This window comes from Streptomyces misionensis (genome assembly GCF_007896895.1).
GTDB lineage: Bacteria > Actinomycetota > Actinomycetes > Streptomycetales > Streptomycetaceae > Streptomyces > Streptomyces misionensis_A.
In genome coordinates this window covers 12,586-34,281 of the sequence record NZ_VOGW01000076.1, presented here as the reverse complement: position 1 = coordinate 34,281, position 21,696 = coordinate 12,586, and the positions used below count along the sequence as shown (strand labels likewise).

The following is a 21,696-nucleotide window of genomic DNA, read 5'->3' as shown; positions in this document are numbered from 1 at the left end:
CCCCGGTGACGACCACTCCCGCATCCTGCACGGCATGCACCATCGGTCTCCTTCGACGCGACGCGACTCGGCTCAGCGCGGTCAGACTAACCGGTCGGTATGTGTGAAGGAAGGGCTGCCGCACCAACCTCAAAGGGGCGCGGGCAACCGCGCCGCCCGCCACACACGATCCGCACCTTCCGCACGGACGGAGGCACCCCTTGCACCTCTCCCGAAGAAACCTCCTGGCCACAGCCACCCTGGCGGCCGCACCGGCCCCATCCCCGCACGGCCGCGCGGCCTTTCACACCGGCTTCGAGGAACTCACGGCCGACGGCTACCGGCTCCTCGACGGCCAGAGGACGGGCATCGTCACCAACCCCACGGGCATCACCAGGGACGCCCGCCACATCGTCGACGTCATGCACGAGGACCCCCGCGTCCGGCTGACCGCGGTCTTCGGCCCGGAGCACGGCTTCCGCGGCACCGCCCAGGCCGGCGGCTCCGAGGGCCGCTTCGACGATCCGGAGACGGGGCTGCCGGTCTACGACACGTACCTGAAGAGCGGGCAGCCCCTCGCCGACGTCTTCACCGCGTCCGGCGTGGACACCGTCGTCTTCGACATCCAGGACGTGGGCGCGCGGTTCTACACGTACATCTGGACGCTGTACGACTGCATGGAGGCGGCCCGGCTCGCGGGCAAGCGCTTCGTGGTGCTCGACCGTCCGAACCCGGTCACCGGCCGCGCGGCGCGGGGACCGGTGCTGCACAAGGAGTTCGCCACGTTCGTCGGCCGGCAGCCGATCGCGCAGGCGCACGGGATGACCGTCGCGGAGCTGGCGCGGCTGTTCAACAAGGAGTTCCTCGCCGCGCCGGTGCCGCTGGAGACCGTCCGGATGACGGGCTGGCGGCGCTCGGACTTCTACGACGCCTCGAGGCTGCCCTGGGTGCCGCCGAGCCCGAACATGCCCACGGCGGACACGGCGCTGGTGTACTCCGGCACCTGCATGTTCGAGGGCACCAACCTCTCCGAGGGGCGGGGCACCACCCGGCCGTTCGAGCTGCTCGGCGCCGAGGGCGTCGACGGCCGCTGGGCGGCGGCCGTGAACGAGCTGGGGCTGCCGGGGGTGCGGTTCCGGGAGGCGTACTTCGCGCCCACGTTCTCCAAGTTCCAGGGGACCACGGTCGGCGGGGTGCAGGTCCATGTGACCGACCGGGCCGCCTACGACCCGGTGCGCACCGGGATCGCGCTGCTGGTGACCGCGCGGAAGGTGTGGTCCGGGTTCGCCTGGCGCCCGGACGACTGGATCGACAAGCTCACCGGCTCGGACCGGGTGCGCACGATGATCGACGCGGGCGCCGGCACCGACGAGGTGGTGGGCGCCTGGCAGCGGGAACTGGCCGCGTTCCGGCGGATGCGCGAGGGATATCTCCTGTACGGGTGAGCCACGCGCTCTGGTCAACTCCGCAGTGTCGCGGGACAATCACAGCACGTGACGTTTCCGCGGGGCAGGGAGCCTGACATGGCGGATCCTGGGATGAGCGTGTCTCCCTACTGGGAGCTGACCTTCGACGCGGACGGGGACGTGGACCCGTCCGAACGCGACCACCTGCTGGCCCAGGTCACGGAGCGCGGCGTCCGTGACCTGGTCGTCTTCGCCCACGGCTGGAACGAGGACCGCTCGGCCGCGACCGCCCTCTACCGCGGCTTCTTCGCCCCCTTCCCGGGCCTCGCGCCGCACGCGCGCCTCGGGTACGTCGGGGTGATCTGGCCGTCGATGCGGTTCAGCGACGAGCCGATCCCCGACTTCCCGAGGTCCGTGGTGGCGACGGAGGCGGAGGCCGCGCCCGGCCCGGCGCTGGACAAGGACACCCGGCGCGCGCTGCTGGCGGTCTTCCCGGGCCGGGCGTCCGTCCTCGACCGGTTGGCCCGGCTGCTGGACGAACGGCCGGACGGTGACGCCGGGCTGAGGGAGTTCGGCCGGCTGGTGCGGCTGCTGCTCGACGGCGCCCAGCGGCCCGCGGCCGACACCGACGAGCCGGGGCTGCCGGCCGTGTTCACCGAGGAACCCGCCACCGCCTGCGCGGAGTTCGCCGACGCGCTGGGCGCCGTCGCGGCCCCGGCCGGCACCGAGGGGTTCCGTCTGCCGAACCCGTGGGAGGGCGCCAAGGAGCTGCTGCGGCAGGCGGCGTACTACACGATGAAGGGGCGCGCCGGGACCATCGGCGAGCAGGGGCTCGGGCCGCTGCTGGGCAAGCTGGCGCAGGCCGCACCCGGGGTGCGGGTGCATCTGGTCGGGCACAGCTTCGGCGGCCGTCTGGTGGCGTTCGCGCTGCGCGGGCTGCCCTCCGCGGTGCGCACGGTGAAGTCCGTGACGCTGCTCGAAGGCGCCTTCTCGCACTACGCGTTCGCGCGGCGGCTGCCCGACGACCCGCACCGGTCGGGGGCGCTGAAGGACCTGCAGCAGCGGGTCGACGGCCCGCTGGTGTGCTGCTACTCGCACTTCGACGCGGCCCTCGGCACCTTCTACCCGCTGGCCTCGCGGCTGGCGGGGGACGACCGGTCCTTTCTGGGCAACGAGATCGCGGCCGTCCTCGGTCCCCGGTGGGGCGCGCTGGGCCACGACGGGGTGCAGTCGGTGCCCGGCACCGTCGAACTCGATCTGGCCCGGGCCCTGGCGGGCGGCCTGCCCGCGTCGGGGTGCGTGAACATCGACGCGGCCTCGGTGGTCCGCCGCGGCGGCCCGCCGGCCGGGGCGCACAGCGACATCCTCCACCCCGAACTGGCCCGGGTGGTGCTGGCGGCGGGCCGGGTGTCCTGACCCGCCGCCGGCACCGGTTTCGCGGCCGGGGATCACCGATGCGAGGTGTACTCCACGACCTGCTGGTAGGTCGGCCGGTTCTGCCAGCTGATGTTGCCGTGCTTGATGCCGCCCAGCGTGCGCTGGACGATCGAGTCGGCACACCACTGGTCGCCCGCCGAGCAGAGACTGTCGCCCGGGTAGACCTGGGCGGCGGTCGTCCCGGCGGCCTGCTTCAGGGTGCTGATCAGGGTGTCCCGGCAGGCGCCGAGGTCGCCGCCGCCGCAGTACCGCGCGGCCAGCGGGCCCTGCACGCTCTTGCCCAGCACCGACCGGATGTCCTTGTCGACATAGCTCCACCAGCCGTACTGGAAGGCGCTGCCGGCGTGCGAGCCGGTCGGGCCGTGCCCGGCGGACGGTGCCTCGTCGACGGACAGGTTGCCGGTGAACGCGTCGTACAGGTCGCTGCCCAGGCCGGGCTGGAACTCCGCCTTGACCAGCAGCGGCCACCAGGCGTCCAGGATGCGGATCGCGTCGGCGTCGGCGTAGGTCTTGGAGCCGGCGGAGGTCTCGGTGCGCCGGGCGCCCGCGGTCACCCAGGCCTGGAGCTTGCTCACCGCGCCGGCGGCGGTGGAGTCGGTCACCGGGGAGGAGTTGATCACCTGGAGCAGTTCGGGCAGCACGTCCTCCGCGCGCAGATCGCTCACGCCCGCGGACGCCATGGCCTGCACCAGCTGGGTGCGGGTGACCCCGCCGGCCGCGACCAGCTTCCTGACCCGGTCGTCCAGCAGGTTGCCGCGGTGCACGGAGCCGTCGCCCCAGGACGCGGTGGTGTAGTCCTTGGCCTGCTTGTTGTTCCAGGAGATGTAGTAGTCCTGGTCGATCGAGTTGGGGTGGGCGGAGGGCGCGGTGTAGTCGGCCGTGTTGGTGTCCGGGGTCCAGTTCCGCCACTCGTACGCGGGCTGGGCCCACACCGGGAACTCGGAATCGACGCCGTCCGCGCGCACCGGGTTGTCACCGCTGTTGTAGTAGGCGGTGTGCTGGGAGTCGGCGTAGAACCAGTTGAAGGTGAAGTTGATGTGCTGCGCCGCGCTCTGGAAGTCCTGGGGGCCCTTGATGTAGCCGGGGTCGTTCAGCATCTGGAAGCCGATGATGGAGTCGACCTCGTGCAGATAGGAGGAGCGCAGGGAGGTGTAGGCGACCTTCTTGCCGCCGACGGTCGCCCGGTACTCCACCGGCCCGTACTTGGTGCGCCACACCCGCATCGTGTAGGAGCCCGCCGCCGTGCCGTCGGCCAGCGTGGGCGACCAGGAGTTCTTCTGCTCGACCTTGTCCATCGCGGTGCAGGTGCCGTGGTACAGGTAGTGGTAGTCGTCCTGGCACAGCTCGACGGCGTAGGTGTCGATGATGTCCTGGCCGGAGGTGGTCGCGCTCCAGGAGTAGTCCTGGCCGCGGCCGAGCTCGACGTACATGCTCAGCCCCGCGAAGGAGGCGCCGCGGGCGCTGATGCCGGGGCCCTGGATCTCCTGGAGCATCAGCAGCTGCGGGGCGAAGTAGCCGGTCTGCGGCCCGAAGACGGCGATCGGATGGCCGCTGGCGGTGTGCTTGCCGCTCACCACGAGGGCGTTGGACATGCCCCGGTGGGCGGAGCCGAGCGTGGACTTCGCGGCCGTGTCCGACATGGTCCTGGCGGCGGAGGTGCCCGCGCTGCCGGTGCGGTCGTGGACCAGCGGCTCCTGGGTCACCGAGCCGGCGTCGGGCAGCGCCTCGCCCTTGGCGGTGGCGGGCTTGGTGCCGTACGGGAAGCTCCGGCCGTCGTGGACGGTGAGCACGGCCTCGGGGTCGTTGCGCTCGCGGAAGGACTCCCAGACCTTGGTGCCCTGCTCGACGCCGTACTTGTCCTGGGCGGCCATCAGGGAGAGGGCGTTGCCGACCTCGCCGCCGCCGCCGGAACCGAAGAGGGTGCCGATGACGGAGGCCAGCGCCACCAGGTCGGTGATCTTGAAGTGGTCGATGGTGCCGGCGTTGGTGACGGCGTCCTTGTGCCCCGTCAGGTCGTACTCGCCGGGGAAGTACCGGCCGCTGTCGGAGGCGTCGATGTAGGAGTTGATGCCGTCCAGGTAGGCGTTCGCGTCGGCGAGGGCCTGTTGGCCGCGGGCGCCGTTGTTCGCCACCGCGCGGTCGATCTGCGCCTGGAGGTCGGACTCGGTGTAGGGGGCGTTGCGGTAGAACTCCTGCTCCAGGCCCTGGTTGGCGGCGGCGCCGCCGGCGAAGGAGGTCAGTTGGCCCCGGCCGACATGCCGGAAGACGTCCATCAGCCACAGCCGGTCCTCGGCCGCCGCGTACCCGGCGCCGAACTCGGTGCCGTAGCGGGTGGTGCCGGTGATGTGGGGCACACCGGTCTTCTTGTCGCGCACGATCGTCACGTCGCCGCGCCCGTTCGGCTTCTCGGTCGAGGCGACCTGGTCGGACGGGACGCCGAAGGAGGCGTCGGCGAAGAAGCTGTTGATGGTCGAGTCGGACAGTCCCTTGTAGCCCGTGGCCAGGTTGGCGTACGGCCCGAGCTGGTCCTCGGCGTGCGCGGGCTGGGTGCCGAAGGACTGGTTGAGGAGGATCTGCGCGAGGGTGGCGTTGCCGTTCTCGCCGGGCGGCAGGATGTCCGAACACTGGCCGCCGCAGTAGTCGTTGGACGCGGCCGCGGTGACGGCTCCGGCCGCGGTCTGGGTGAGCGGGGAGAGAAGCCCGGCTATCAGTACGCATACCGAAGCGGACTTCAGGAACCCGGGGAGTCGGCGGAACGTTCTCACTCCGTCAAGGGCGATACGTGGGGTTCGCCGTGGCATGGCAGCTCCTAGCGAGTGGGGTGCGCGAACGTTACCGCCGGTATCCCCCAAGTTGAAGATGAACATGCGTCACTTTTTCGGGGGCAGTGGAAGTCCCCGGGAGGAACCACGCGAAGAGATGGAGCCGAAGCGCCTGTCGATACGTCTATCAGGCGACGTCCGTACGACGACGCCGAACTGACCGGAGTACAGGTGCAGGTGTGACGGAGGTGCAGGGCGATGGCCGGTTTCCGGAGTCTGGCGAGACAGGTACGCGATCCGGGCTGTGATCTGGCGCTGCGGCGCTACTCGCTGCGCAAGTGCCTGGAGAAGTTCGCCCCTTACGGGCATCGGGCGACATGGGACCATCTGTGCGCGCGGGCCGGTTTCGGCCCCGAGGACCGCTCCCCCGATCCGGCGCGGCTCGTGGCCGCACTGGAGGAGCTGGAGGAGGCCCGTTGTGTCTGGCTCGCCTACGAGACCGACTTCACCGAGCGCCGCCGCCGCGAGAAGCACGACGGGCTGCGCCGGCCGGGCAGCGTGGACGACTGGCACCGGCTGACCTGGGGCGGCTTCGGCGTCGCCTGGTGCGACGACCCGCGGGTCCATCCCTCCGCCCCGCTGGCCGAGGTGCTGCGCCGGCTGATCGCCGCGCTGGAGCGGGAACCGGGTTCCTGCTGCCCGGTGTGCGGCGCCGACCGCCTCGTCTGGAAGTACGGCCTTGACCACGAGCCGTCCTCCGGCCCGGTCTGCACGGACTGCGGGATACTCGTGCCGCTCCCGGTGCTCTCCCCGCGGGCCCTGGACCACGCCCGGCGGGGCCGGCTGCTGATTTCCGCCTGACGGTACGGCATTCGATCAGGGGGTCGCGCAGGGGATGCCGCACCCCCGCGCTCCGCTGCCGCAAGGGTCGGCCACCGGGTCCTAGTCCGTGGGGCGTTGCCGATGGGGCCGTTGTCGGTGAGGTCTGGCACCAGCGGGTCATGGTGCAGGTGTGTCTCGACGGGAGGCGGACGCCCCGGGACGGCACGGCCGTTCCCCTGTCTCCCGAGGACATGGCACGCTCCGCCGCGGACGCCGTCGCGGCCGGGCCCACCGCGGTCCATGTCCGTCCCAAGTCCCCGTGCGGTCACGACAGCCTCTCCCCCCGCGTCCTCGCCCCGGCCCTCCAGGCCCTGCGCGCCCGCGTCCCGGCTCCGATCGGCGGGACGACCGGTGCCCGGGCCGAACCCGACCCGGCCCGGCCCGGCGCCCGGAGCGCGTCCGCTCGTGGACGCCCCTGCCCGACGTCGCCGCGGCCAACTGGCACGAACCGGGCACCGAGGACCTCGCGCGGCTGCCGCTGGACCGGGGGGTGGCCGTCCAGGCGGGCATCTGGTCCGCCGGCGCGGCGGCCCGTTTCACCGCCTCCCCGCACGCCCCGCGGGTGCCGCGCGTCCTGGCCGGGGTGACGGACCCGGACCGGGCCACGGCGAAGACCTCGGCCCGCTCTTCGAACCGGGTGATGCCCACGGCCGTCCGGTCCTGCCGCACGGCGCGGAGGGCGGCGCCTGGCCGCTCGTCCGGCCGGCCGCCCGGGCCCGGCCACCCGCATCGGCCTGGAGGACACGCTGTGCCTGCCGAACGGCGAACGGGCCGCGTCCGACGCCGAGTTGGCGGTGCGGCCGCGCCCGTGACCGTAGCAGCGGGGAATCCGTTGGCTCCACGCGTTTACCGTCCGCGAGCCTGAGGGGCGTTGGAACCGTCGACGACAAGCCGGGGGGCTTTTCATGTCCACGCTGCGGGTGACCGCCGAAGTGCTGACCGTCCATGAGCATCCGAACGCCGACGCGCTGGAGCTGGCCCAGGTGGGTCTGTACCGGGCCGTGGTCGCCAAGGGGGCGTTCCGGACCGGGGAGGTGGCCGTCTACATCCCCGAGCAGGCCGTGCTGCCGGACGGGCTGATCGAGGAGCTGGGGCTGACCGGGCGGCTGGCGGGCGGTGCCGCGAACCGGGTCAAGGCGGTGCGGCTGCGCGGTGAGCTGTCGCAGGGGATCGTGTGCCGGCCGAGGGCGCTCGCCGGTGTGGACCTCGCGGTGGCGGCGGCCGAGGGGACGGACTTCGCGCAGCTGCTGGGCATCACCAAATGGGTACCGCCGATCCCGCCCACCATGGACGGCGAGGTGGAGCCGGCGCCCGGGCTGCTGCCCTGGGTCGACATCGAGAACATCCAGCGCCACCCGGACGTCTTCGCTCCGGGCGAGCCCGTGGTGGTGACGGAGAAGCTGCACGGTTCGGCGTGCCTGCTGACGTATGTGGCCGACGAGGACCGGGTGTACGTCTCGTCCAAGGGTTTCGGCGCCAAGTCCCTCGCGCTGAAGGAGGACCCGCGCAACCTCTACTGGCGGGCGGTGCGCGGACACGGCGTCGCCGGGGTCGCCGCCCGGCTGGCCGAGCGGCTCGGGGCGCGGCGGGTCGGTGTGTTCGGCGAGGTGTACGGCGCGGGGGTGCAGGACCTGACGTACGGCGCGGACGGCCGGCGGGACACCCTGGGCTACGCGGCGTTCGACGTCTGCGCCGAGATCGACGGCGCCGTGCGCTGGCTGGACGCGGCCGCGCTGCTGGCGGGCGAGCTGCCGCTGGTGCCCCGGCTGTACGAGGGGCCGTACGACATCGAGCGGGTGCTGTCGGTCGCGAGCGGCCGGGAGACGGTGTCCGGGCGGGAGCTGCATCTGCGCGAGGGCGTGGTGATACGGCCCCGCACCGAGCGGTACAGCGCGGTGACCGGGGGCCGGGCGATCGCCAAGGCGGTGAGCGCGGCGTATCTGACCCGCAAGGGCGGCACGGAGTACGAGTGAGACGGTGCGGCGGGGGCCCGCCCCCCTTGCTCCGGGAGGTCAGGAGACCTCGCGGTGCGGTCAGCGCCCCTGCGGGCGCTCGGCCATCAGCCGCGAGCCCGCCCGCCGCTCCCCGAACACGTCGTCCGGGTTGGACAGCACACAGGTGTCCAGGGACAGGCAGCCGCAGCCGATGCAGTCGGTCAGGTGGTCGCGGAGCCGGTTGAGCTGGGTGATGCGCTCGTCGAGTTCGGAGCGCCACGCCTCCGACAGCCGCGCCCAGTCCTCCCGCGTCGGCGTCCGCTCCTCCGGCAGCTCGGCCAGTGCCGAGCGGATCGTGGCGAGCGGGATGCCGACCCGCTGGGCCGCGCGGATGAAGGCCACCCGGCGCAGGGTGTCACGGCTGAAGCGCCGCTGGTTGCCGCTGGTGCGGCGGCTGCTGATCAGGCCCTTGGCCTCGTAGAAGTGCAGCGCGGAGACGGCGGCGCCGCTGCGCGCGGACAACTGGCCGACGGTCAGCTCATGGATCTTCTCGGGAATCTGGGGCACCCCGCACAGCCTAGTGAACGTCCCGTTGACATCGTCCCCGCCCCCGACCATGCTAAGCAGTTGCTTAGGAATGCGAGCGAGAGGCCGGGAACATGGCAGAACCGAGGATCTTCACCTCCCCCGCCGAGCTGAAGGCGGCCGTGGGCGAGCAGCTGGGGTACACCGACTGGCTGGAGGTCGACCAGAAGCGGATCGATCTGTTCGCCGAGGCCACCGGGGACCACCAGTGGATTCACGTGGACCCGGAGAAGGCCGCCGCGGGGCCGTTCGGCACCACCATCGCGCACGGCTACCTCACCCTCTCCCTGCTGCCCCTCTTCGGGCCGCAGCTGATGGCGGTCGAGGGCGTGAGGATGGGCGTCAACTACGGGACGAACAAGGTCCGCTTCCCCGCCCCCGTGCCCGTCGGCTCCCGGCTGCGCGCCACCGCGACGATCACCGGGGTCGAGGACGTCACCGGCGGCGTCCAGGTGACCGTCGCGTTCAGCGTGGAGCGCGAGGGCGGGGACAAGCCGGTGTGCGTCGCGGAGTCGGTGTCCCGGTACTACCTGTAGCCGCGGGGTCTACTTCGCCCCGACCATCCGCAGCACCAGGTCGGCGTAGAGCTCGCCGACCTGCTCGGGCGTCCGTGGCCCGTCGATGTTGAACCAACGGGCCACGTCGATGCAGAGCGACAGCACGGCGAGCGTGGTGCCCTGGACGTCGAGCACGTCGAACTCGCCCGCGGCGACGCCGTCCTCGATGATCCCGCGCACCTCGGCGTCGACCTGCCGGCGCAGCGCCAGGATCTCCGCGCGGGCCTCCGGCCCGAGGGCGTCCAGCTCGTACTGCACCACCCGCGCGGTGGTGCGCCGCCCCGCGTGCCAGCGGACGAAGGAGCTGACCGCGTCGGCCAGCCGCTCCCCCGCGCCGCCCTCGCGGCGGGCCGCCGTGCGCAGGATGTCCAGCGCCTTGTCGTGGCCGATGCGGCTGATCCGGTGGAGCAGCTCTTCCTTGGTCTTGTAGTGGATGTAGAGCGCGGCCGGGCTCATGCCGGCGCGGCCCGCGATGTCCCGGGTCGTCGTCGCGTGGTAGCCGCGCTCGGCGAAGGCCTCCACGGCGGCGACCAGCAGCCGCCGGGCCGCGTCAGGGGTGACCTCTTCCCACGGCTCGGCCTCGCCGCCGGTCGTCTCCTCCGCCGTACTCATCGCTCACAAGCCCCTCTCGGTGACAGGAGCACCACCATACCGCCGACGGTGAGCGAGCGCTTAGCGCAGCGGTCCGGCGGCGCCGGAGGGTCAGAGTTTCTCGGCGAAGGGGTCGTGCTCCGCGAGCAGCCGGTCCAGCCGGGCCTGGTCGACCCGGCTGACGATCTGCCCGGCCTCCTGGCGGTCCCGGATCACCTTGGCGAGGGTGAAGGCGGAGGTGACGAGGTACAGGACGGCGATGGCCAGGAAGGCCCGCACCCAGGCGTCGGCGTGCAGCCGGAAGATGCCGATGGAGGTGGCCGCCATGGCGACCGTGAAGGACGCGACGGCCTGACCGTGGAAGGCGGCCGTGCTCTGCTGCTTGACCGGTGTGTCGCTCATGACCGAAAGCATCGGCGGACACGGCCCGCGCCACATCCGCTCGGCTACTCAGTCCGGATACTCAGAACGCCGAGATCCCGGTCAGGGAACGGCCGATGAGGAGTTTCTGGATCTGGCTGGTGCCCTCGTAGAGGGTCATCACCCGGGCGTCGCGCAGGAGTTTGCCGGCCGGGTACTCGTCGATGTAACCGTAGCCGCCGAAGACCTGGAGCGCGTTGTTGGCGGCGCGGACGGCGGCCTCGGAGGCGAACAGCTTGGCCTTGGAGGACTCCACGGCGAACGGCTCGCCCCGGTCGATCAGATCGGCGACCCGCCAGGTCAGCAGCCGGGCCGCGTCCACGTCCACGGCGATGTCGCTGATCAGCTCCTGCACCAGCTGGTGCCGGGCGATCGGGGCGCCGAACTGCTCGCGCTCCCCCGCGTACGTGACGGCCGCGTCCAGCGCGGCCTGGGCTATGCCGACACAGCCCGCGGCGACCGACATGCGGCCCTTGGCCAGTGCGGACATGGCCACCGAGAAGCCCTTGCCCTCCGGGCCGAGCATCGCGGAGGCGGGCACGCGCACGTCCTCCAGGACCAGTTCGGCGGTGGCCTGGCCGCGCAGGCCGAGCTTGCCGTGGATGGCGCGGCGGCTCAGGCCGGGCGTGTCGGTGGGCACCAGGAAGGCACTCACGCCCTTGTGGCCGGGGGCGTCGGTGGAGCGGGCGAAGAGCAGGACGACGTCCGCCCAGGTGCCGTTGGTGATGAACATCTTGGTGCCGTTGACGACGTACTCGTCCCCGTCGCGCACGGCCCGGGTGGTGAGGTTGCCCGCGTCGGAGCCGGTGCCGGGCTCGGTGAGCCCGAAGCAGCCGACGTACTCGCCCGCGGTCAGCCCCGGCAGCCAGCGCCGCTTCTGCTCCTCGTCCCCGTAGGCGGCGATCGTCTTGGCGACGAGGCCGAGGGAGACGGACACGATGCCGCGCACGGAGGAGTCCCCGCGGCCCAGCTCCTCGGTGACCAGGCAGTACGCGAGGTGGTCGCCGCCGGAGCCGCCGTACTCCTCCGGCACGGTCAGGCCCAGGAAGCCGACGTCGCCGAGCTTCTTCACGATGCCCCGGTCGACCTCCTCGGCGCGGTCCCAGGCGACCACGTGCGGGGCGATCTCACGCGCCACGAAGTCCCGGGCGAGCCGCCGTACGGCGGCCTGCTCCTCGCTCAGCTCCAGGTTCACCACGCGATCACCCCACACCTTTAAATTAGCAGTGCTAGTTTACAGCCGCAGCCCTACTATGTGCGCCATGGCCCGACCGCGCAAGCCCCTCCTCAGCACCGACCGGATCGTCGAGACGGCCCGGGACCTCGTGGACCGGGAGGGCCTGGCCGCCGTCTCCACCCGCCGGCTCGCCGCCGAACTGGGGGTGAGCGGGCCCTCGCTGTACAACCACTTCCGCACCAAGGACGAGATCCTGGAGGCGGTCGCCGACTCGGTGAGCGCGCTGGTCGACCTGTCGATGTTCGAGGACGGCCGCGCGTGGCGGACCGCGCTGCACGACTGGGCGGTCTCCTACCGGACCGCCCTGCGCGCCCACCCCAACATCGTCCCGGTCCTGGCGCGCGGGCCCGGGCGGCGGCCGGCGGCGCTGCGGGTGGCCGACGCGGCGTACGGCGCGATGGTCGACGCGGGCTGGCCGCCGGCGCAGGCCACGTCCATCGGCGCGCTGATGCGGTACTTCATCATGGGCTCGGCGCTCGGCTCCTTCGCCGGCGGCTTCGTGGACGACGCCAGCGCGTACGACCCGGCGGACTACCCCCACCTCGGGCAGGCCCATCTGCTCGCCGAGCAGCAGGAGAAGATCGACGAGCGGGCGTTCGAGACGGGGCTGACGGCGCTGCTGGACGGGCTGGCGCAGCAGTACGAGCTGATACGGCAGGACGCGTAGCCCCGGACCCTTCGGTGCCGGCCGAAGGGTGCCCGGCGCATCCTTGACGCATGAGCGGGATCAAGGACCCCCGGGCGGCGGGGCTCGCGGCGCTGGCCGGGCTGATCGCGGACGAGACGCGGGCGGCGTGTCTGCTGGCGCTGCTGGACGGGCGGGCCTGGACGGCGGGCGAGCTGGCCCGGCACGCCGGGGTCGCCGCGTCCACGCTGAGCGAGCATCTGGACAAGCTCGTCGCGGGCGGGCTGCTCGCGCAGGAGCGGCAGGGCCGGCACCGGTACGTACGGCTGGCCGGCGCGCGGGTGGCGACGCTGGTCGAGGACCTCGCCGCGCAGCTGCCCCCGGCGGAGGGACGACGGCCCGTGCGCGGCCTGCGCGAGGCGAGCGCCGGGTCCGCGATGGCGCGCGGCCGCACCTGTTACGACCATCTCGCCGGCCGGCTCGGCATCGCGCTCACGGACGCGCTGACCGCGCGGGGGCTGCTGCGGCAGGACACGGGTTTCGCGCTGACGGAGGCGGGGCTCGGGTGGTTCGCCGCCGCGGGCATCCCGCTGGCCCGCGGCGGGCGCCGCCCGCTGGCCCGGGCCTGTCTCGACTGGACCGAGCGCCGGCCCCATCTGGCGGGGGTGGCGGGGGCGGCACTGTGCCGGCACGCGCTGGAGGCGGGCTGGTGCGAGCGCATCGGCAGCGAGCGGGCGGTCCGGGTGACGGACACGGGCGAACGCGAGCTGTCCGCGCTGCTCGGGCTCTCTCCGGGAGCGCTCCGCTGACGCCCGTACACCGCCCGCGCGCCCGCGCCGGTCAGAACACGACCAGCGCCCGGCCGCCCTTGCCCACCCGCATGTTCTCGAAGGCACCCGGGATGTCCTCCAGGGCGATCCGTTCGGTGACCAGGGCCGAGAGGTCCAGTCGGCCCGTACGGACGTGGTCCGCGAGGACCGGGACGTCGCGGGCCGGGTCGCTGTTGCCGTAGACGCAGCCGGAGAGCGTGCGGCCCCAGTGGAAGAGTTCCAGGGCGTTGAAGGTGACCTGCTGGTCCTTGCCGCCGATGCCGACGACCGTCGTGCGGCCGCCGCGCCGGGTGGACTCCCAGGCCGCGCGGATGCTGACCGCGCGCCCGGCGCACTCGATGGCGACGTCCACGCCCTGCCTGCCGGTGAGCGCGCGGATGTCGCGGGGCGTGTCGGCCGAGGCGAGGACGTAGTCGGTGGCGCCGGCCGCGCGGGCCAGGGCCTCCTTCTCGGGGGTGACGTCGACGGCGATGATCCGGGCCGCGCCCGCGATCCGCGCCGACTGGAGGGTGGCGAGCCCGACCCCGCCCGCGCCGAAGACGGCGACGGTCTCACCGGGCCGGACCCGGGCACTGTGGTGGACGGCGCCGTACCCGGTGAGCACGGCGCAGCCGAGGAGCGCGGCGTCCGTCAGCGGCACCCCCTCGGGCAGCGGCAGCGCACTGGCCGCCGGGACGACGGTCTCCTCGGCGAACGCGGCCACCGTCAGGCCGGGATGGAGCTCGGTGCCGTCGGCGGTGCGGGCGTACACCTCGGCGGAGCCGCTCAGCGCGTTGGCGCACAGCCAGACCTCGCCGAGCCCGCAGGCGTGACAGCTCCCGCAGGAGGGCGCCCAGTTGAGGACGACGGGCGCGCCGGGCGAGACATGGGTGACGCCCTCGCCCACGGCGACCACCGTGCCCGCGCCCTCGTGCCCGAGGACCGCGGGGGCCGGCACGCGCATGACGCCGTCGGCCAGGGAGAGGTCGGAGTGGCACACCCCGGCGGCCGCGAGGCGGACCCGGACCTGCCCGGGGCCCGGGTCGGGCAGCTCGATGCCGGTTATCTCCAGGGGCGCGCCGACGGCGGGCAGGACAGCGGCTCGTACGGCCATGTCGCGTGAACTCCCTCAGAACTGGAAGGACTTGGTCTGGAGGTACTCGTCGAGGCCGTGGCCGCCGAGTTCCCGGCCGACCCCGGACTGCTTGTAACCGCCGAACGGCGCCAGCGGGTTGAACCGGCCGCCGTTGATGTCGACCTGCCCGGTGTCCATCCGCCGGGCGAAGGCCACCGCCTCGGCCTCGTCGCCCGCCCAGACGGCTCCGGCCAGACCGTACACCGTGCCGTTGGCGATGCGCAGGGCGTCCTCCTCGTCCGCGTAGGGCAGCACGCACAGCACCGGGCCGAAGATCTCCTCCTGGGCGATCGTCATCTGCTCGGTGACGTCGGCGAAGACGGTCGGGCTGACGAAGTAGCCCTTCTCGCGCGGCGACTCGGGGCCACCGACGACCAGCCGGGCGCCCTCGGCGACGCCCTTCTCGATGTACCCGCGCACCCGGTCCCGCTGCTTGGCGCTGACCAGGGGCCCGATCCGGTCGCCGTACTTGGCGGCGGCGGCCCCGGCCAGCTCCACGGCCTCCTCGTACCGGTCGCGGTGGACCAGCATCCGGGTCCAGGCGCTGCACGTCTGTCCGGAGTTGTTCATGACGTTGGCGACGCCGACGTTCACCGCCCTGGCGAGGTCGGCGCTCGGCAGGATCACGTTGGCGGACTTGCCGCCGAGTTCGAGGGCGACCCGCTTCACCGCCCCGCCGGCCAGCGCACCGATCCGGCGGCCGACCGCGGTGGAGCCGGTGAAGGAGACGAGGTCCACGTCCGGGTGCTCGGCGAGCGCCTGCCCGGCGACCGGCCCGAGGCCGGTGACGAGGTTGAACACGCCCGCGGGCACGCCCGCTTCGTGCACCGCCTCGGCGAACAGCCGGGCGGTGAGCGGGGTGTCCTCGGCGGGCTTGAGGACGACGGTGCAGCCCGCGGCGAACGCCGGGGCGACCTTGGCGACGATCTGGTGGAGCGGGTAGTTCCAGGGGGTGATCGCGCCGACCACGCCGACGGGCTCGTGCAGGACGGTGGAGTTGCCGACCTTCTCCTCGAACGGGCGGCTCGCGGCCAGTTCGGCGTAGGAGCCGGCGACCGCGATGGGCACGCCCGCGTGCACCGCCTGCGAGAAGGCGAGCGGTGCGCCGAGTTCGGCGGTGACGGTCTCGGCGATCTCGTCCTTGCGGGCCACCAGGACGTCCCGCAGGGCGGCCAGCCGGGCCGCGCGCTCGGCGGGCGGGGTCGCGGCCCAGCCGGGCAGGGCGGCGCGGGCCGCGCGCACCGCGGCGTCCACATCCGCGGCGCCGGCGGCCGGGACCCGGGCGATGACCTGCTCGTCGGCGGGGTTCACGACCTCGATCACCTCGCCCGGGTGCCCGGCGGGGCGCCAGGCTCCGTCGATGTAGAAACCGTCGTGTGCCTTCATGCTGCTTCCTCCCGGCGGGTCCGCGGCGTACGCCCCACAAGCCACCGCCCAAACTAGCGGCGATAGTTTTCCGGCGCCAGAGACGGGCGCGGGGCGGAAGCCTCACCGGGTGGCCGTGAGATGCGCGAACACCACCACATTGCTCGTGTAGCCGGTACGCCTGCTGTACAGGCCCCCGCAGGTGAGCACGCGCAGTTCGGGGCGGCGGGAGCGGCCGTACACCTCCTTGTCGGGGAAGCCGGACTTGTCGAAGACCTGCACCCGGTCCACCGTGTAGACGGCGGTGCGGCCGTCCGCGCGCCGGGCCTCGATCTGCTTGCCGGGCTTGATCTGCGGGAGGGCGGCGAAGACCGCCGGCCCGGTCGGGGTGTCGCGGTGACCGACGGCGATCGCGGTGCCCGCCTCGCCCGGGGTGGCGCCGCCCTCGTACCAGCCGACGGCCTTCGGCCGGTCGAACGGCGGTGTCTCCAGCTGGTGGTCGCGGTCGAGCCGCACCCCGGTGACCGGGGCGTCGATGCCGAGCGAGGGGATGCGCACGGAGGTGGGCCGGGACCGGGGCAGCGGGCGGGCCGTGACCGGCGCGCCCCGCGCGTCGGCCGGGTCCGCCCCGGCGGCCGCGGCGCCCGTGCGGTCCGGGGCGCCGTCGTCCCCGCACCGGCCGACCAGCGTCACCAGGACGGCCGTGAGCACGACCGTCCTGGTGAGGCGGTAGGCGCGGGTCCGGTACCAGGGCCTGCGGCGGCGCCTACGCCGCGCCATGGGGCCGCCGGCGGTTCAGCCGGAAGTACACGACGGAGCCCACCGCGACGAGGCCGACCGCGGCGGCGGCGCCGACCGGGGAGAACGCGGCCGCGGTGTCGATGAGACCGCCGCCGCCGGCGTGCACCCCGCCCTGCGGGCCGCTGTGGTCGCCGCCGCCCTGACCCCAGGAGGAGTCGTTGTGCTGCTGCTGTTGCTGGGGGTGGTCCTCGATCTGCCCGGGCGCGCCCGGCGCGCCGTTCTCGTGGCAGTTGACCCGGAAGACCTTCTCCTTGAGCGCGCCGGCCACCGCCCAGGTGATCCGGTACTGGCCGTCGGCGAGGCCCAGCGGGTCGGTGTGCCCGGCGCCGCCGGCGAGCTGGATGGTGCCGGTGACGGTGGCGGCGGTGGGCAGCGGGGGCTGGGGGGTGATGGTGTAGGCGATGACGGGGAGCACGTCGAAGTTGACGGCGTCGAGGTAGAACCTGCACACCGTCGGGTCGTCCTTCGAGACGCCGAAGGGCGTGCCGACCCGGTGGACTCTGATGTCGCCGTTCTCCCCCTGGGCCATGGCGGTCGGTGCCGCCACCCACGACGCGCCCGCCGCGGCGAGTGCGGTCAGGACGACGGTGGCACCGGCGCGGGTACCGGCGGTGCGCGGGAATGTACGGGTGGGCATGCGCATTTCCTCCGAGTCAGACGATTTTCATACAAATCGATCTCGTCTGGACTCTGCCCAATGCACTCGGCGGCCGACGGCACCGGCGCCCGGCGCGCCGCCAGATATCCCCCTGGCGGCGCAACGCGCCGGCCGGCGGCCTCACCGGGAGGCCACCGGCGGCCCGACGGGGGACGCCGCCCGGCAGCGCGTCGCCCGGCAGCGGATCGAGGAGACCGCCGCCGGGGAGGCGGCCGAGGCCGCCGGCGGGGGCGGTGGCGACGTGCGCCGAGCGGGTGCCGGCCGCGGTCCCGGCCGTGCGGCGGGCTCACCGCACCGGTGCGCGGACACGGCGGAGGCACCCCCGCGCGGCGGCGGAGCCGGTCGGCAACCCCCCTGTGCCGCCCGGGCCTTGAGCGGCCGGGGCGGGCGCGGTGAGCCCCGGCCCCGCCGACCGGCCGACGCGCCGGGGCCCCGCGCGCCGGGTCAGTCGAGCAACCGGCCGAGATACGCCCGCAGCAGCTCCCGCGTCTCCCGGATGATCGCCTCGTCGCCCTCCGGGTCGAGCCGGAAGGCCAGTTGGACGAGGGTGTCCGCGCTCTCCACGGCGACCAGGAAGGCCCGGCGCAGCGCGTCGTCGGGGGTGCGGCCGAGATGGCCGGCCAGCAGTTCCGAAAGCCGGTCCGCGACCCGGCTGTTGGGTTCCGTCTGGCGGACGCCGACCGGGATCTGGTTGCCGAAGTCGACCAGCGAGAAGCCGGGCGCGGTGCGCTTCATCGCCAGGTACTCGTCAAGGACGGCGTCCATCGCCACGCGCCAGTCCCCCGCCCCGGCCCGCTCGAGCCGTCCGGTGACGTGCTCGATGAACAGTTCCAGGTTGCGCTCAGCGAGGGCGTCGGCCATCTGCCGTTTGTTGCCGAAGAACCGGTAGACGGAGCCGATGGGCACGCCGGCGCGCAGCGCGACGGCACGGGTGCTCAGGCCGTCGTAGCCCACCTCGTCGAGGAGTTCGGCACAGGCGTCGAGAATCCTGGTCAGCCGTTCGGCGCTGCGCCGCTGGACGGGGGCGCGGCGCAGCGAGGTCGCGTGGGGCACGGGCTTCATGATGCCTTTCCGCCGGGGTCCGGTGAACCTCGTCCCAGGGTACGGAGACGCGCGCCCGGCCCACCCGGCCACCGGCCCCGGGCGCTCAGCCGCCGGTCGCCGGAACCGCGCTCGCGGCGGACGGCCGGGGCGAGGCCGGCGGCCGGGTGTCCGACACCGTTATGTCGGCGGTGCTCTGCACCGGCTTGCCGTGCACGGCCCACACCGTGCCGTCGTCGGCGTACAGCCGGGCGGTGACATGGTGCGTGCCGTGCGGGACGAGCCGGGCGGGCAGGCGGTAGCGGGGGGCGTGCAGCCGGGCGACGCGCCGGCCGTCCACGAAGAGGCAGGCGAGCCCGCGCCCGGTCACCGCGGTGGGCCCGGCACCCGGTGCGGAGACCCGGAAGTGGCGGAAGGTCAGGCGCACGTCCCAGCCGTCGGCGGAGTCCGGGGTGACCTCCACCTCGACCCGGGGGGCGTCCTTGCCCTCGGCCTCGCGCAGATGGCGGCCGGCGCCGTCGGTGCCGGACAGCGCCTTGCCGACCGGCGAGGGTGACACCGCCTCCCCGCCCGTCCCGTCCCCGTGCGCCGTGCCGCCGCCCGCGCAGCCCGCCGTACCGAACACCAGGCCCGCCGCGAGGGCGGCGAGTCGTCTCCGGGTCCCCTTCGTCCACGACATGCCCGGAGCGTAGAACACCGGGGCGCGGCCGGGAATCCGTCCGAGGTCGGGTTCCCCGCCCACCCCTGAGGAGGACGAGGGCACCGATGGCGCACGAAGACGGCCCGCCCTCTTGCGCGGCACTCCACGTATTCCTACGGTGTCGCATAGGAATCAGCGGGTGCACTCAGCGGCACGAAGGAGCGTGGGGGAGATCATGAGCGGGGACGCGCGGAAGACGGCCGAGGGACTGTCGTACCTGACCGGGTTCGGCAACGAGCACGCCTCGGAGGCGGTGCCGGGCGCGCTGCCCGAGGGCCGCAACGCGCCGCAGCGCGCACCGCTCGGCCTGTACGCGGAGCAGCTCAGCGGGTCGGCGTTCACCGAGCCGCGCGCCCACAACCGCCGCTCGTGGCTGTACCGGATCCGCCCGTCGGCCGCGCACCCGGCGTTCACCCGCACCGCCAACGGATCGATCCGCACGGCGCCGTTCACCGAGACCGTGCCCGACCCCAACCGGCTGCGCTGGAACCCGCTGCCGGCGCCCGCGGCCGGGACCGACTTCCTCGCGGGCCTGTGGACACTCGGCGGCAACGGCGACGCGAGTCAGCGCACGGGCATGGCCGTGCACCTGTACCACGCCAACGCCTCGATGGAGCGGGTCTTCTCGGACGCCGACGGTGAGCTGCTGATCGTCCCGGAGCGCGGCGGACTGCTGCTGCACACGGAGTTCGGGCGGCTGCACGTGGAGCCCGCGCACGTGGCGCTGGTCCCGCGCGGGGTGCGCTTCAGGGTGGAACTGCTGGACGAGTCCGCGCGCGGCTACGTCTGCGAGAACTACGGGGCGCCGTTCAAGCTGCCCGACCTCGGCCCGATCGGCGCCAACGGCCTCGCCAACGCGCGGGACTTCCGCGCGCCGGTCGCCGCCTACGAGGAGACCGAGGGCCCGGTGGAGGTGGTGAACAAGTTCTGCGGCAACCTCTGGACGGCGACGTACGACCACTCGCCCCTCGATGTGGTGGCCTGGCACGGCAACCATGTGCCGTACGTCTACGACCTGCGCCGCTTCAACGTGATCGGCACCATCTCCTACGACCACCCGGACCCGTCCATCTTCACGGTCCTCACCTCCCCCTCGGACACCCCGGGCCTGGCCGGCGTCGACTTCGTCGTCTTCGCGCCGCGCTGGCTGGTGGGCGAGGACACCTTCCGGCCGCCGTACTTCCACCGGAACGTGATGAGCGAGTACATGGGCCTGATCGAGGGCGCCTACGACGCGAAGGCGGAGGGCTTCGTGCCGGGCGGCGGCTCGCTGCACAACATGATGTCGGCGCACGGCCCGGACCGGGAGACGTTCGACAAGGCCAGCACGGCCGAGCTGAAGCCGCAGAAGATCGACGACGGCCTCGCCTTCATGTTCGAGACCCGCTGGCCGGTGACGCTCACCCCGCACGCGGCCCGCGCCGACCACCTCCAGCAGCGCTACGACGACGTGTGGCACGGCCTGGAGCGCAACTTCCGCGTGTGACACGCGTGTTGCGCCCGTTGTTCCCGAACGGTACGGATATCAGCGTGACCTCCTTCGCCCCGGACTCGATCGTCCTGAACCGCAAGCTCCCGCTCTGGTATCAGGTGTCGCAGTCGCTGCGCGCCTCGATACTCGGCCGCTCGCCCGCCGACCCGCTGCGCCTGCCCACCGAGGAACGGCTGGCGGAGCACTACGGGGTGAGCGTGCTGACCATGCGGCAGGCACTGAAGGAGCTGGAGGACGAGGGGCTGATCAGCCGGCACCGGCGGCGCGGCACGTTCATCGAACCCGACGCGCGGCGCGGCGCCCCGGTGCGGCTGCTGGGCTCGGTGGACGCCATCGTGGCCCAGCAGTCCGGGATGACCACGAAGCTGCTGAGCCACGGTCCGGCGCCGGTGCCGGGCGGGCTCGTCGACTGCTTCCCGGGGCTCACGGAGGTGGCCACGTACCACCGGCTGCGCAGCGACGAGCAGACCGGCGAGCCGACCAACCACGCCGTCAACCACGTACGCCCCGAACTGGCCGCGCGGATCGATGTGGAGGACCTGGTCCGCTGGCCGATGACGAAGGTGCTGCGGGACCTCGTCAAGGCGGACATCTCCCGGATCACGGACACGGTGGAGGCGCGGCTCGCCGACCCGGAGACCGCCCGCCTCCTCCAGGTCCCGCTGCTCAGCCCGATCCTGCACTACACGGGCATCACGTACGACACCGCCGGCCAGGTGCTGGACGTGGCGGTGATCCACTACCGGGGCGACCGCTTCTCCTTCACGGTGACCCTGGACGCCACCTGACCCGGCCGGTACCCCCGGCCCGTACCATGCCCACCGTGCCGTACGACGACGACGCTCCGCTGCTGGCGGACCTCATGCCGTGGTCCGTCGCACCGCTGCGGCCGGGCCGCGCCTGGCCGACGGCGCCCGACCCCGCGACCCTGAAGGCCCGCTGGGACGCACTGCTGAAGGCCGGACTCCCGGAGCGCGAGGCGCTGTTCGAGCCGACCAGGGCCCGCACCCTGCACTCGGCCGTGGCCCAGCTGCCCGGCCGCTCCGCCGGCACCCGGCGCCTCGCCCGCGCCGAGGACCCCTGCGCGGAGCCGGTACGCGTCCTGGCGGGCCCCTTCGACGAGCAGTGGCTGATCCCGGACCACCGGCTGCTGGACGCGGCCCGCCCGGAGCTGTGGCGCGTGGCGGACGCCCACCAGGTCTTCGCCGTGACGACCCCCGACGCGCACCACCCCGTCCTGGCCACGTCCCTCCTCCCCACCCTGCGCACCGGCCGCGTCC

21 protein-coding genes and 1 pseudogene are annotated in these 21,696 nt (G+C 73.3%); 11 read left to right on the top strand and 11 right to left on the bottom strand.

Translation table 11 applies throughout. The features are described 5' to 3' along the window. Positions 1-200 precede the first annotated feature (200 nt). Complete coding sequence (locus FRZ03_RS13740; RefSeq protein ID WP_146465430.1) at positions 201-1,424, top strand: exo-beta-N-acetylmuramidase NamZ family protein; 1,224 nt, start codon at positions 201-203, stop codon at positions 1,422-1,424. Between the two features lie 78 nt (positions 1,425-1,502). Continuing rightward, positions 1,503-2,801, top strand: coding sequence for a serine-threonine protein kinase (locus FRZ03_RS13735; RefSeq protein WP_186785407.1), 1,299 nt, complete (start codon positions 1,503-1,505; stop codon positions 2,799-2,801). A gap of 32 nt (positions 2,802-2,833) precedes the next feature. On the opposite strand, the gene FRZ03_RS13730 is transcribed toward FRZ03_RS13735, so the two are convergent. Further along, positions 2,834-5,623, bottom strand: a complete 2,790-nt coding sequence (locus tag FRZ03_RS13730; protein WP_146465429.1) for a penicillin acylase family protein — start codon at positions 5,621-5,623, stop codon at positions 2,834-2,836. Between the two features lie 219 nt (positions 5,624-5,842). On the opposite strand from FRZ03_RS13730, the gene FRZ03_RS13720 reads away from it, so the two are divergent. The 3 genes and pseudogenes from FRZ03_RS13720 (at position 5,843) to FRZ03_RS13710 (ending at position 8,439) form a co-directional block, all read left to right on the top strand. Then, positions 5,843-6,445, top strand: a complete 603-nt coding sequence (locus tag FRZ03_RS13720; RefSeq protein ID WP_146465427.1) for a hypothetical protein — start codon at positions 5,843-5,845, stop codon at positions 6,443-6,445. 140 nt (positions 6,446-6,585) lie between these two features. Further along, positions 6,586-7,278 (top strand): annotated as a pseudogene (locus FRZ03_RS13715) (3-keto-5-aminohexanoate cleavage protein). Between the two features lie 93 nt (positions 7,279-7,371). Then, a complete protein-coding gene (locus FRZ03_RS13710; protein ID WP_146465426.1) occupies positions 7,372-8,439 on the top strand; it encodes an RNA ligase (ATP) in 1,068 nt (355 codons plus the stop codon). A gap of 60 nt (positions 8,440-8,499) precedes the next feature. On the opposite strand, the gene soxR is transcribed toward FRZ03_RS13710, so the two are convergent. Then, positions 8,500-8,967: a redox-sensitive transcriptional activator SoxR gene (gene soxR, locus FRZ03_RS13705; RefSeq protein WP_146465425.1), complete on the bottom strand. Its 468-nt coding sequence runs from the start codon at positions 8,965-8,967 to the stop codon at positions 8,500-8,502. A 92-nt stretch (positions 8,968-9,059) separates the two neighbouring features. On the opposite strand from soxR, the gene FRZ03_RS13700 reads away from it, so the two are divergent. After that, positions 9,060-9,521 carry a MaoC family dehydratase gene (locus FRZ03_RS13700; protein ID WP_146465424.1) on the top strand — a complete coding sequence of 154 codons (462 nt, stop codon included), beginning with the start codon at positions 9,060-9,062 and terminating at the stop codon, positions 9,519-9,521. A 9-nt stretch (positions 9,522-9,530) separates the two neighbouring features. On the opposite strand, the gene FRZ03_RS13695 is transcribed toward FRZ03_RS13700, so the two are convergent. From FRZ03_RS13695 to FRZ03_RS13685, 3 genes are all read right to left on the bottom strand, one after another. Beyond that, positions 9,531-10,154 (bottom strand): TetR/AcrR family transcriptional regulator, encoded by a 624-nt coding sequence (locus FRZ03_RS13695; protein WP_146465423.1) that lies wholly within the window; start codon positions 10,152-10,154, stop codon positions 9,531-9,533. 90 nt (positions 10,155-10,244) lie between these two features. After that, entirely contained in the window at positions 10,245-10,535 is a 291-nt protein-coding gene (locus FRZ03_RS13690; RefSeq protein WP_146465422.1) for a YiaA/YiaB family inner membrane protein, read from the bottom strand. A gap of 61 nt (positions 10,536-10,596) precedes the next feature. After that, positions 10,597-11,748 carry an acyl-CoA dehydrogenase family protein gene (locus tag FRZ03_RS13685; protein WP_146465432.1) on the bottom strand — a complete coding sequence of 384 codons (1,152 nt, stop codon included), beginning with the start codon at positions 11,746-11,748 and terminating at the stop codon, positions 10,597-10,599. Positions 11,749-11,815: 67 nt separating this feature from the next. Here FRZ03_RS13685 and FRZ03_RS13680 point away from each other — a divergent pair, with 67 nt between their 5' ends. Beyond that, positions 11,816-12,457, top strand: coding sequence for a TetR/AcrR family transcriptional regulator (locus tag FRZ03_RS13680; protein WP_146465421.1), 642 nt, complete (start codon positions 11,816-11,818; stop codon positions 12,455-12,457). A 50-nt stretch (positions 12,458-12,507) separates the two neighbouring features. Continuing rightward, on the top strand, positions 12,508-13,224 hold the full coding sequence (locus FRZ03_RS13675) for an ArsR/SmtB family transcription factor (protein WP_146465420.1): 717 nt from the start codon (positions 12,508-12,510) through the stop codon (positions 13,222-13,224). Between the two features lie 31 nt (positions 13,225-13,255). Here FRZ03_RS13675 and FRZ03_RS13670 read toward each other — a convergent pair whose 3' ends face one another. The 6 genes from FRZ03_RS13670 to FRZ03_RS13645 form a co-directional block, all read right to left on the bottom strand. After that, positions 13,256-14,338 (bottom strand): Zn-dependent alcohol dehydrogenase, encoded by a 1,083-nt coding sequence (locus FRZ03_RS13670; protein WP_146465419.1) that lies wholly within the window; start codon positions 14,336-14,338, stop codon positions 13,256-13,258. Between the two features lie 15 nt (positions 14,339-14,353). Continuing rightward, on the bottom strand, positions 14,354-15,745 hold the full coding sequence (locus tag FRZ03_RS13665; protein ID WP_146465418.1) for an aldehyde dehydrogenase family protein: 1,392 nt from the start codon (positions 15,743-15,745) through the stop codon (positions 14,354-14,356). 102 nt (positions 15,746-15,847) lie between these two features. After that, entirely contained in the window at positions 15,848-16,504 is a 657-nt protein-coding gene (locus tag FRZ03_RS13660) for a class F sortase (protein ID WP_146465417.1), read from the bottom strand. Further along, complete coding sequence (locus FRZ03_RS13655) at positions 16,491-17,162, bottom strand: hypothetical protein (protein WP_146465416.1); 672 nt, start codon at positions 17,160-17,162, stop codon at positions 16,491-16,493. Before FRZ03_RS13655 ends, FRZ03_RS13660 begins: the two co-directional genes overlap by 14 nt. Positions 17,163-17,627: 465 nt before the next feature. Beyond that, positions 17,628-18,245, bottom strand: a complete 618-nt coding sequence (locus tag FRZ03_RS13650) for a TetR/AcrR family transcriptional regulator (RefSeq protein ID WP_146465415.1) — start codon at positions 18,243-18,245, stop codon at positions 17,628-17,630. An 85-nt stretch (positions 18,246-18,330) separates the two neighbouring features. Continuing rightward, positions 18,331-18,903: a hypothetical protein gene (locus tag FRZ03_RS13645; protein WP_146465414.1), complete on the bottom strand. Its 573-nt coding sequence runs from the start codon at positions 18,901-18,903 to the stop codon at positions 18,331-18,333. Positions 18,904-19,099: 196 nt separating this feature from the next. Here FRZ03_RS13645 and hmgA point away from each other — a divergent pair, with 196 nt between their 5' ends. The 3 genes from hmgA to FRZ03_RS13630 form a co-directional block, all read left to right on the top strand. Then, a complete protein-coding gene (gene hmgA / locus FRZ03_RS13640; protein WP_146465413.1) occupies positions 19,100-20,410 on the top strand; it encodes a homogentisate 1,2-dioxygenase in 1,311 nt (436 codons plus the stop codon). A gap of 44 nt (positions 20,411-20,454) precedes the next feature. Next, complete coding sequence (locus FRZ03_RS13635; protein ID WP_146465412.1) at positions 20,455-21,204, top strand: GntR family transcriptional regulator; 750 nt, start codon at positions 20,455-20,457, stop codon at positions 21,202-21,204. Positions 21,205-21,230: 26 nt separating this feature from the next. Beyond that, positions 21,231-21,696: type ISP restriction/modification enzyme (locus tag FRZ03_RS13630; protein WP_315902642.1), on the top strand; the 466-nt coding region annotated here is incomplete at its 3' end.

Excerpts from the sequence above, each read along its gene's own strand:
- FRZ03_RS13720 (WP_146465427.1), top strand. The coding sequence starts at position 5,843 with ATGGCCGGTTTCCGGAGTCTGGCGAGACAGGTACGCGATCCGGGCTGT.
- FRZ03_RS13660 (WP_146465417.1), bottom strand. The coding sequence starts at position 16,504 with ATGGCGCGGCGTAGGCGCCGCCGCAGGCCCTGGTACCGGACCCGCGCC.
- FRZ03_RS13710 (WP_146465426.1), top strand. The coding sequence starts at position 7,372 with ATGTCCACGCTGCGGGTGACCGCCGAAGTGCTGACCGTCCATGAGCAT.
- FRZ03_RS13665 (WP_146465418.1), bottom strand. The coding sequence starts at position 15,745 with ATGAAGGCACACGACGGTTTCTACATCGACGGAGCCTGGCGCCCCGCC.
- FRZ03_RS13730 (WP_146465429.1), bottom strand. The coding sequence starts at position 5,623 with ATGCCACGGCGAACCCCACGTATCGCCCTTGACGGAGTGAGAACGTTC.
- FRZ03_RS13650 (WP_146465415.1), bottom strand. The coding sequence starts at position 18,245 with ATGAAGCCCGTGCCCCACGCGACCTCGCTGCGCCGCGCCCCCGTCCAG.
- FRZ03_RS13670 (WP_146465419.1), bottom strand. The coding sequence starts at position 14,338 with ATGGCCGTACGAGCCGCTGTCCTGCCCGCCGTCGGCGCGCCCCTGGAG.
- FRZ03_RS13700 (WP_146465424.1), top strand. The coding sequence starts at position 9,060 with ATGGCAGAACCGAGGATCTTCACCTCCCCCGCCGAGCTGAAGGCGGCC.
- FRZ03_RS13675 (WP_146465420.1), top strand. The coding sequence starts at position 12,508 with ATGAGCGGGATCAAGGACCCCCGGGCGGCGGGGCTCGCGGCGCTGGCC.
- FRZ03_RS13735 (WP_186785407.1), top strand. The coding sequence starts at position 1,503 with ATGGCGGATCCTGGGATGAGCGTGTCTCCCTACTGGGAGCTGACCTTC.
- FRZ03_RS13655 (WP_146465416.1), bottom strand. The coding sequence starts at position 17,162 with ATGCCCACCCGTACATTCCCGCGCACCGCCGGTACCCGCGCCGGTGCC.
- FRZ03_RS13645 (WP_146465414.1), bottom strand. The coding sequence starts at position 18,903 with ATGTCGTGGACGAAGGGGACCCGGAGACGACTCGCCGCCCTCGCGGCG.
- hmgA (WP_146465413.1), top strand. The coding sequence starts at position 19,100 with ATGAGCGGGGACGCGCGGAAGACGGCCGAGGGACTGTCGTACCTGACC.
- FRZ03_RS13690 (WP_146465422.1), bottom strand. The coding sequence starts at position 10,535 with ATGAGCGACACACCGGTCAAGCAGCAGAGCACGGCCGCCTTCCACGGT.
- FRZ03_RS13695 (WP_146465423.1), bottom strand. The coding sequence starts at position 10,154 with ATGAGTACGGCGGAGGAGACGACCGGCGGCGAGGCCGAGCCGTGGGAA.
- FRZ03_RS13680 (WP_146465421.1), top strand. The coding sequence starts at position 11,816 with ATGGCCCGACCGCGCAAGCCCCTCCTCAGCACCGACCGGATCGTCGAG.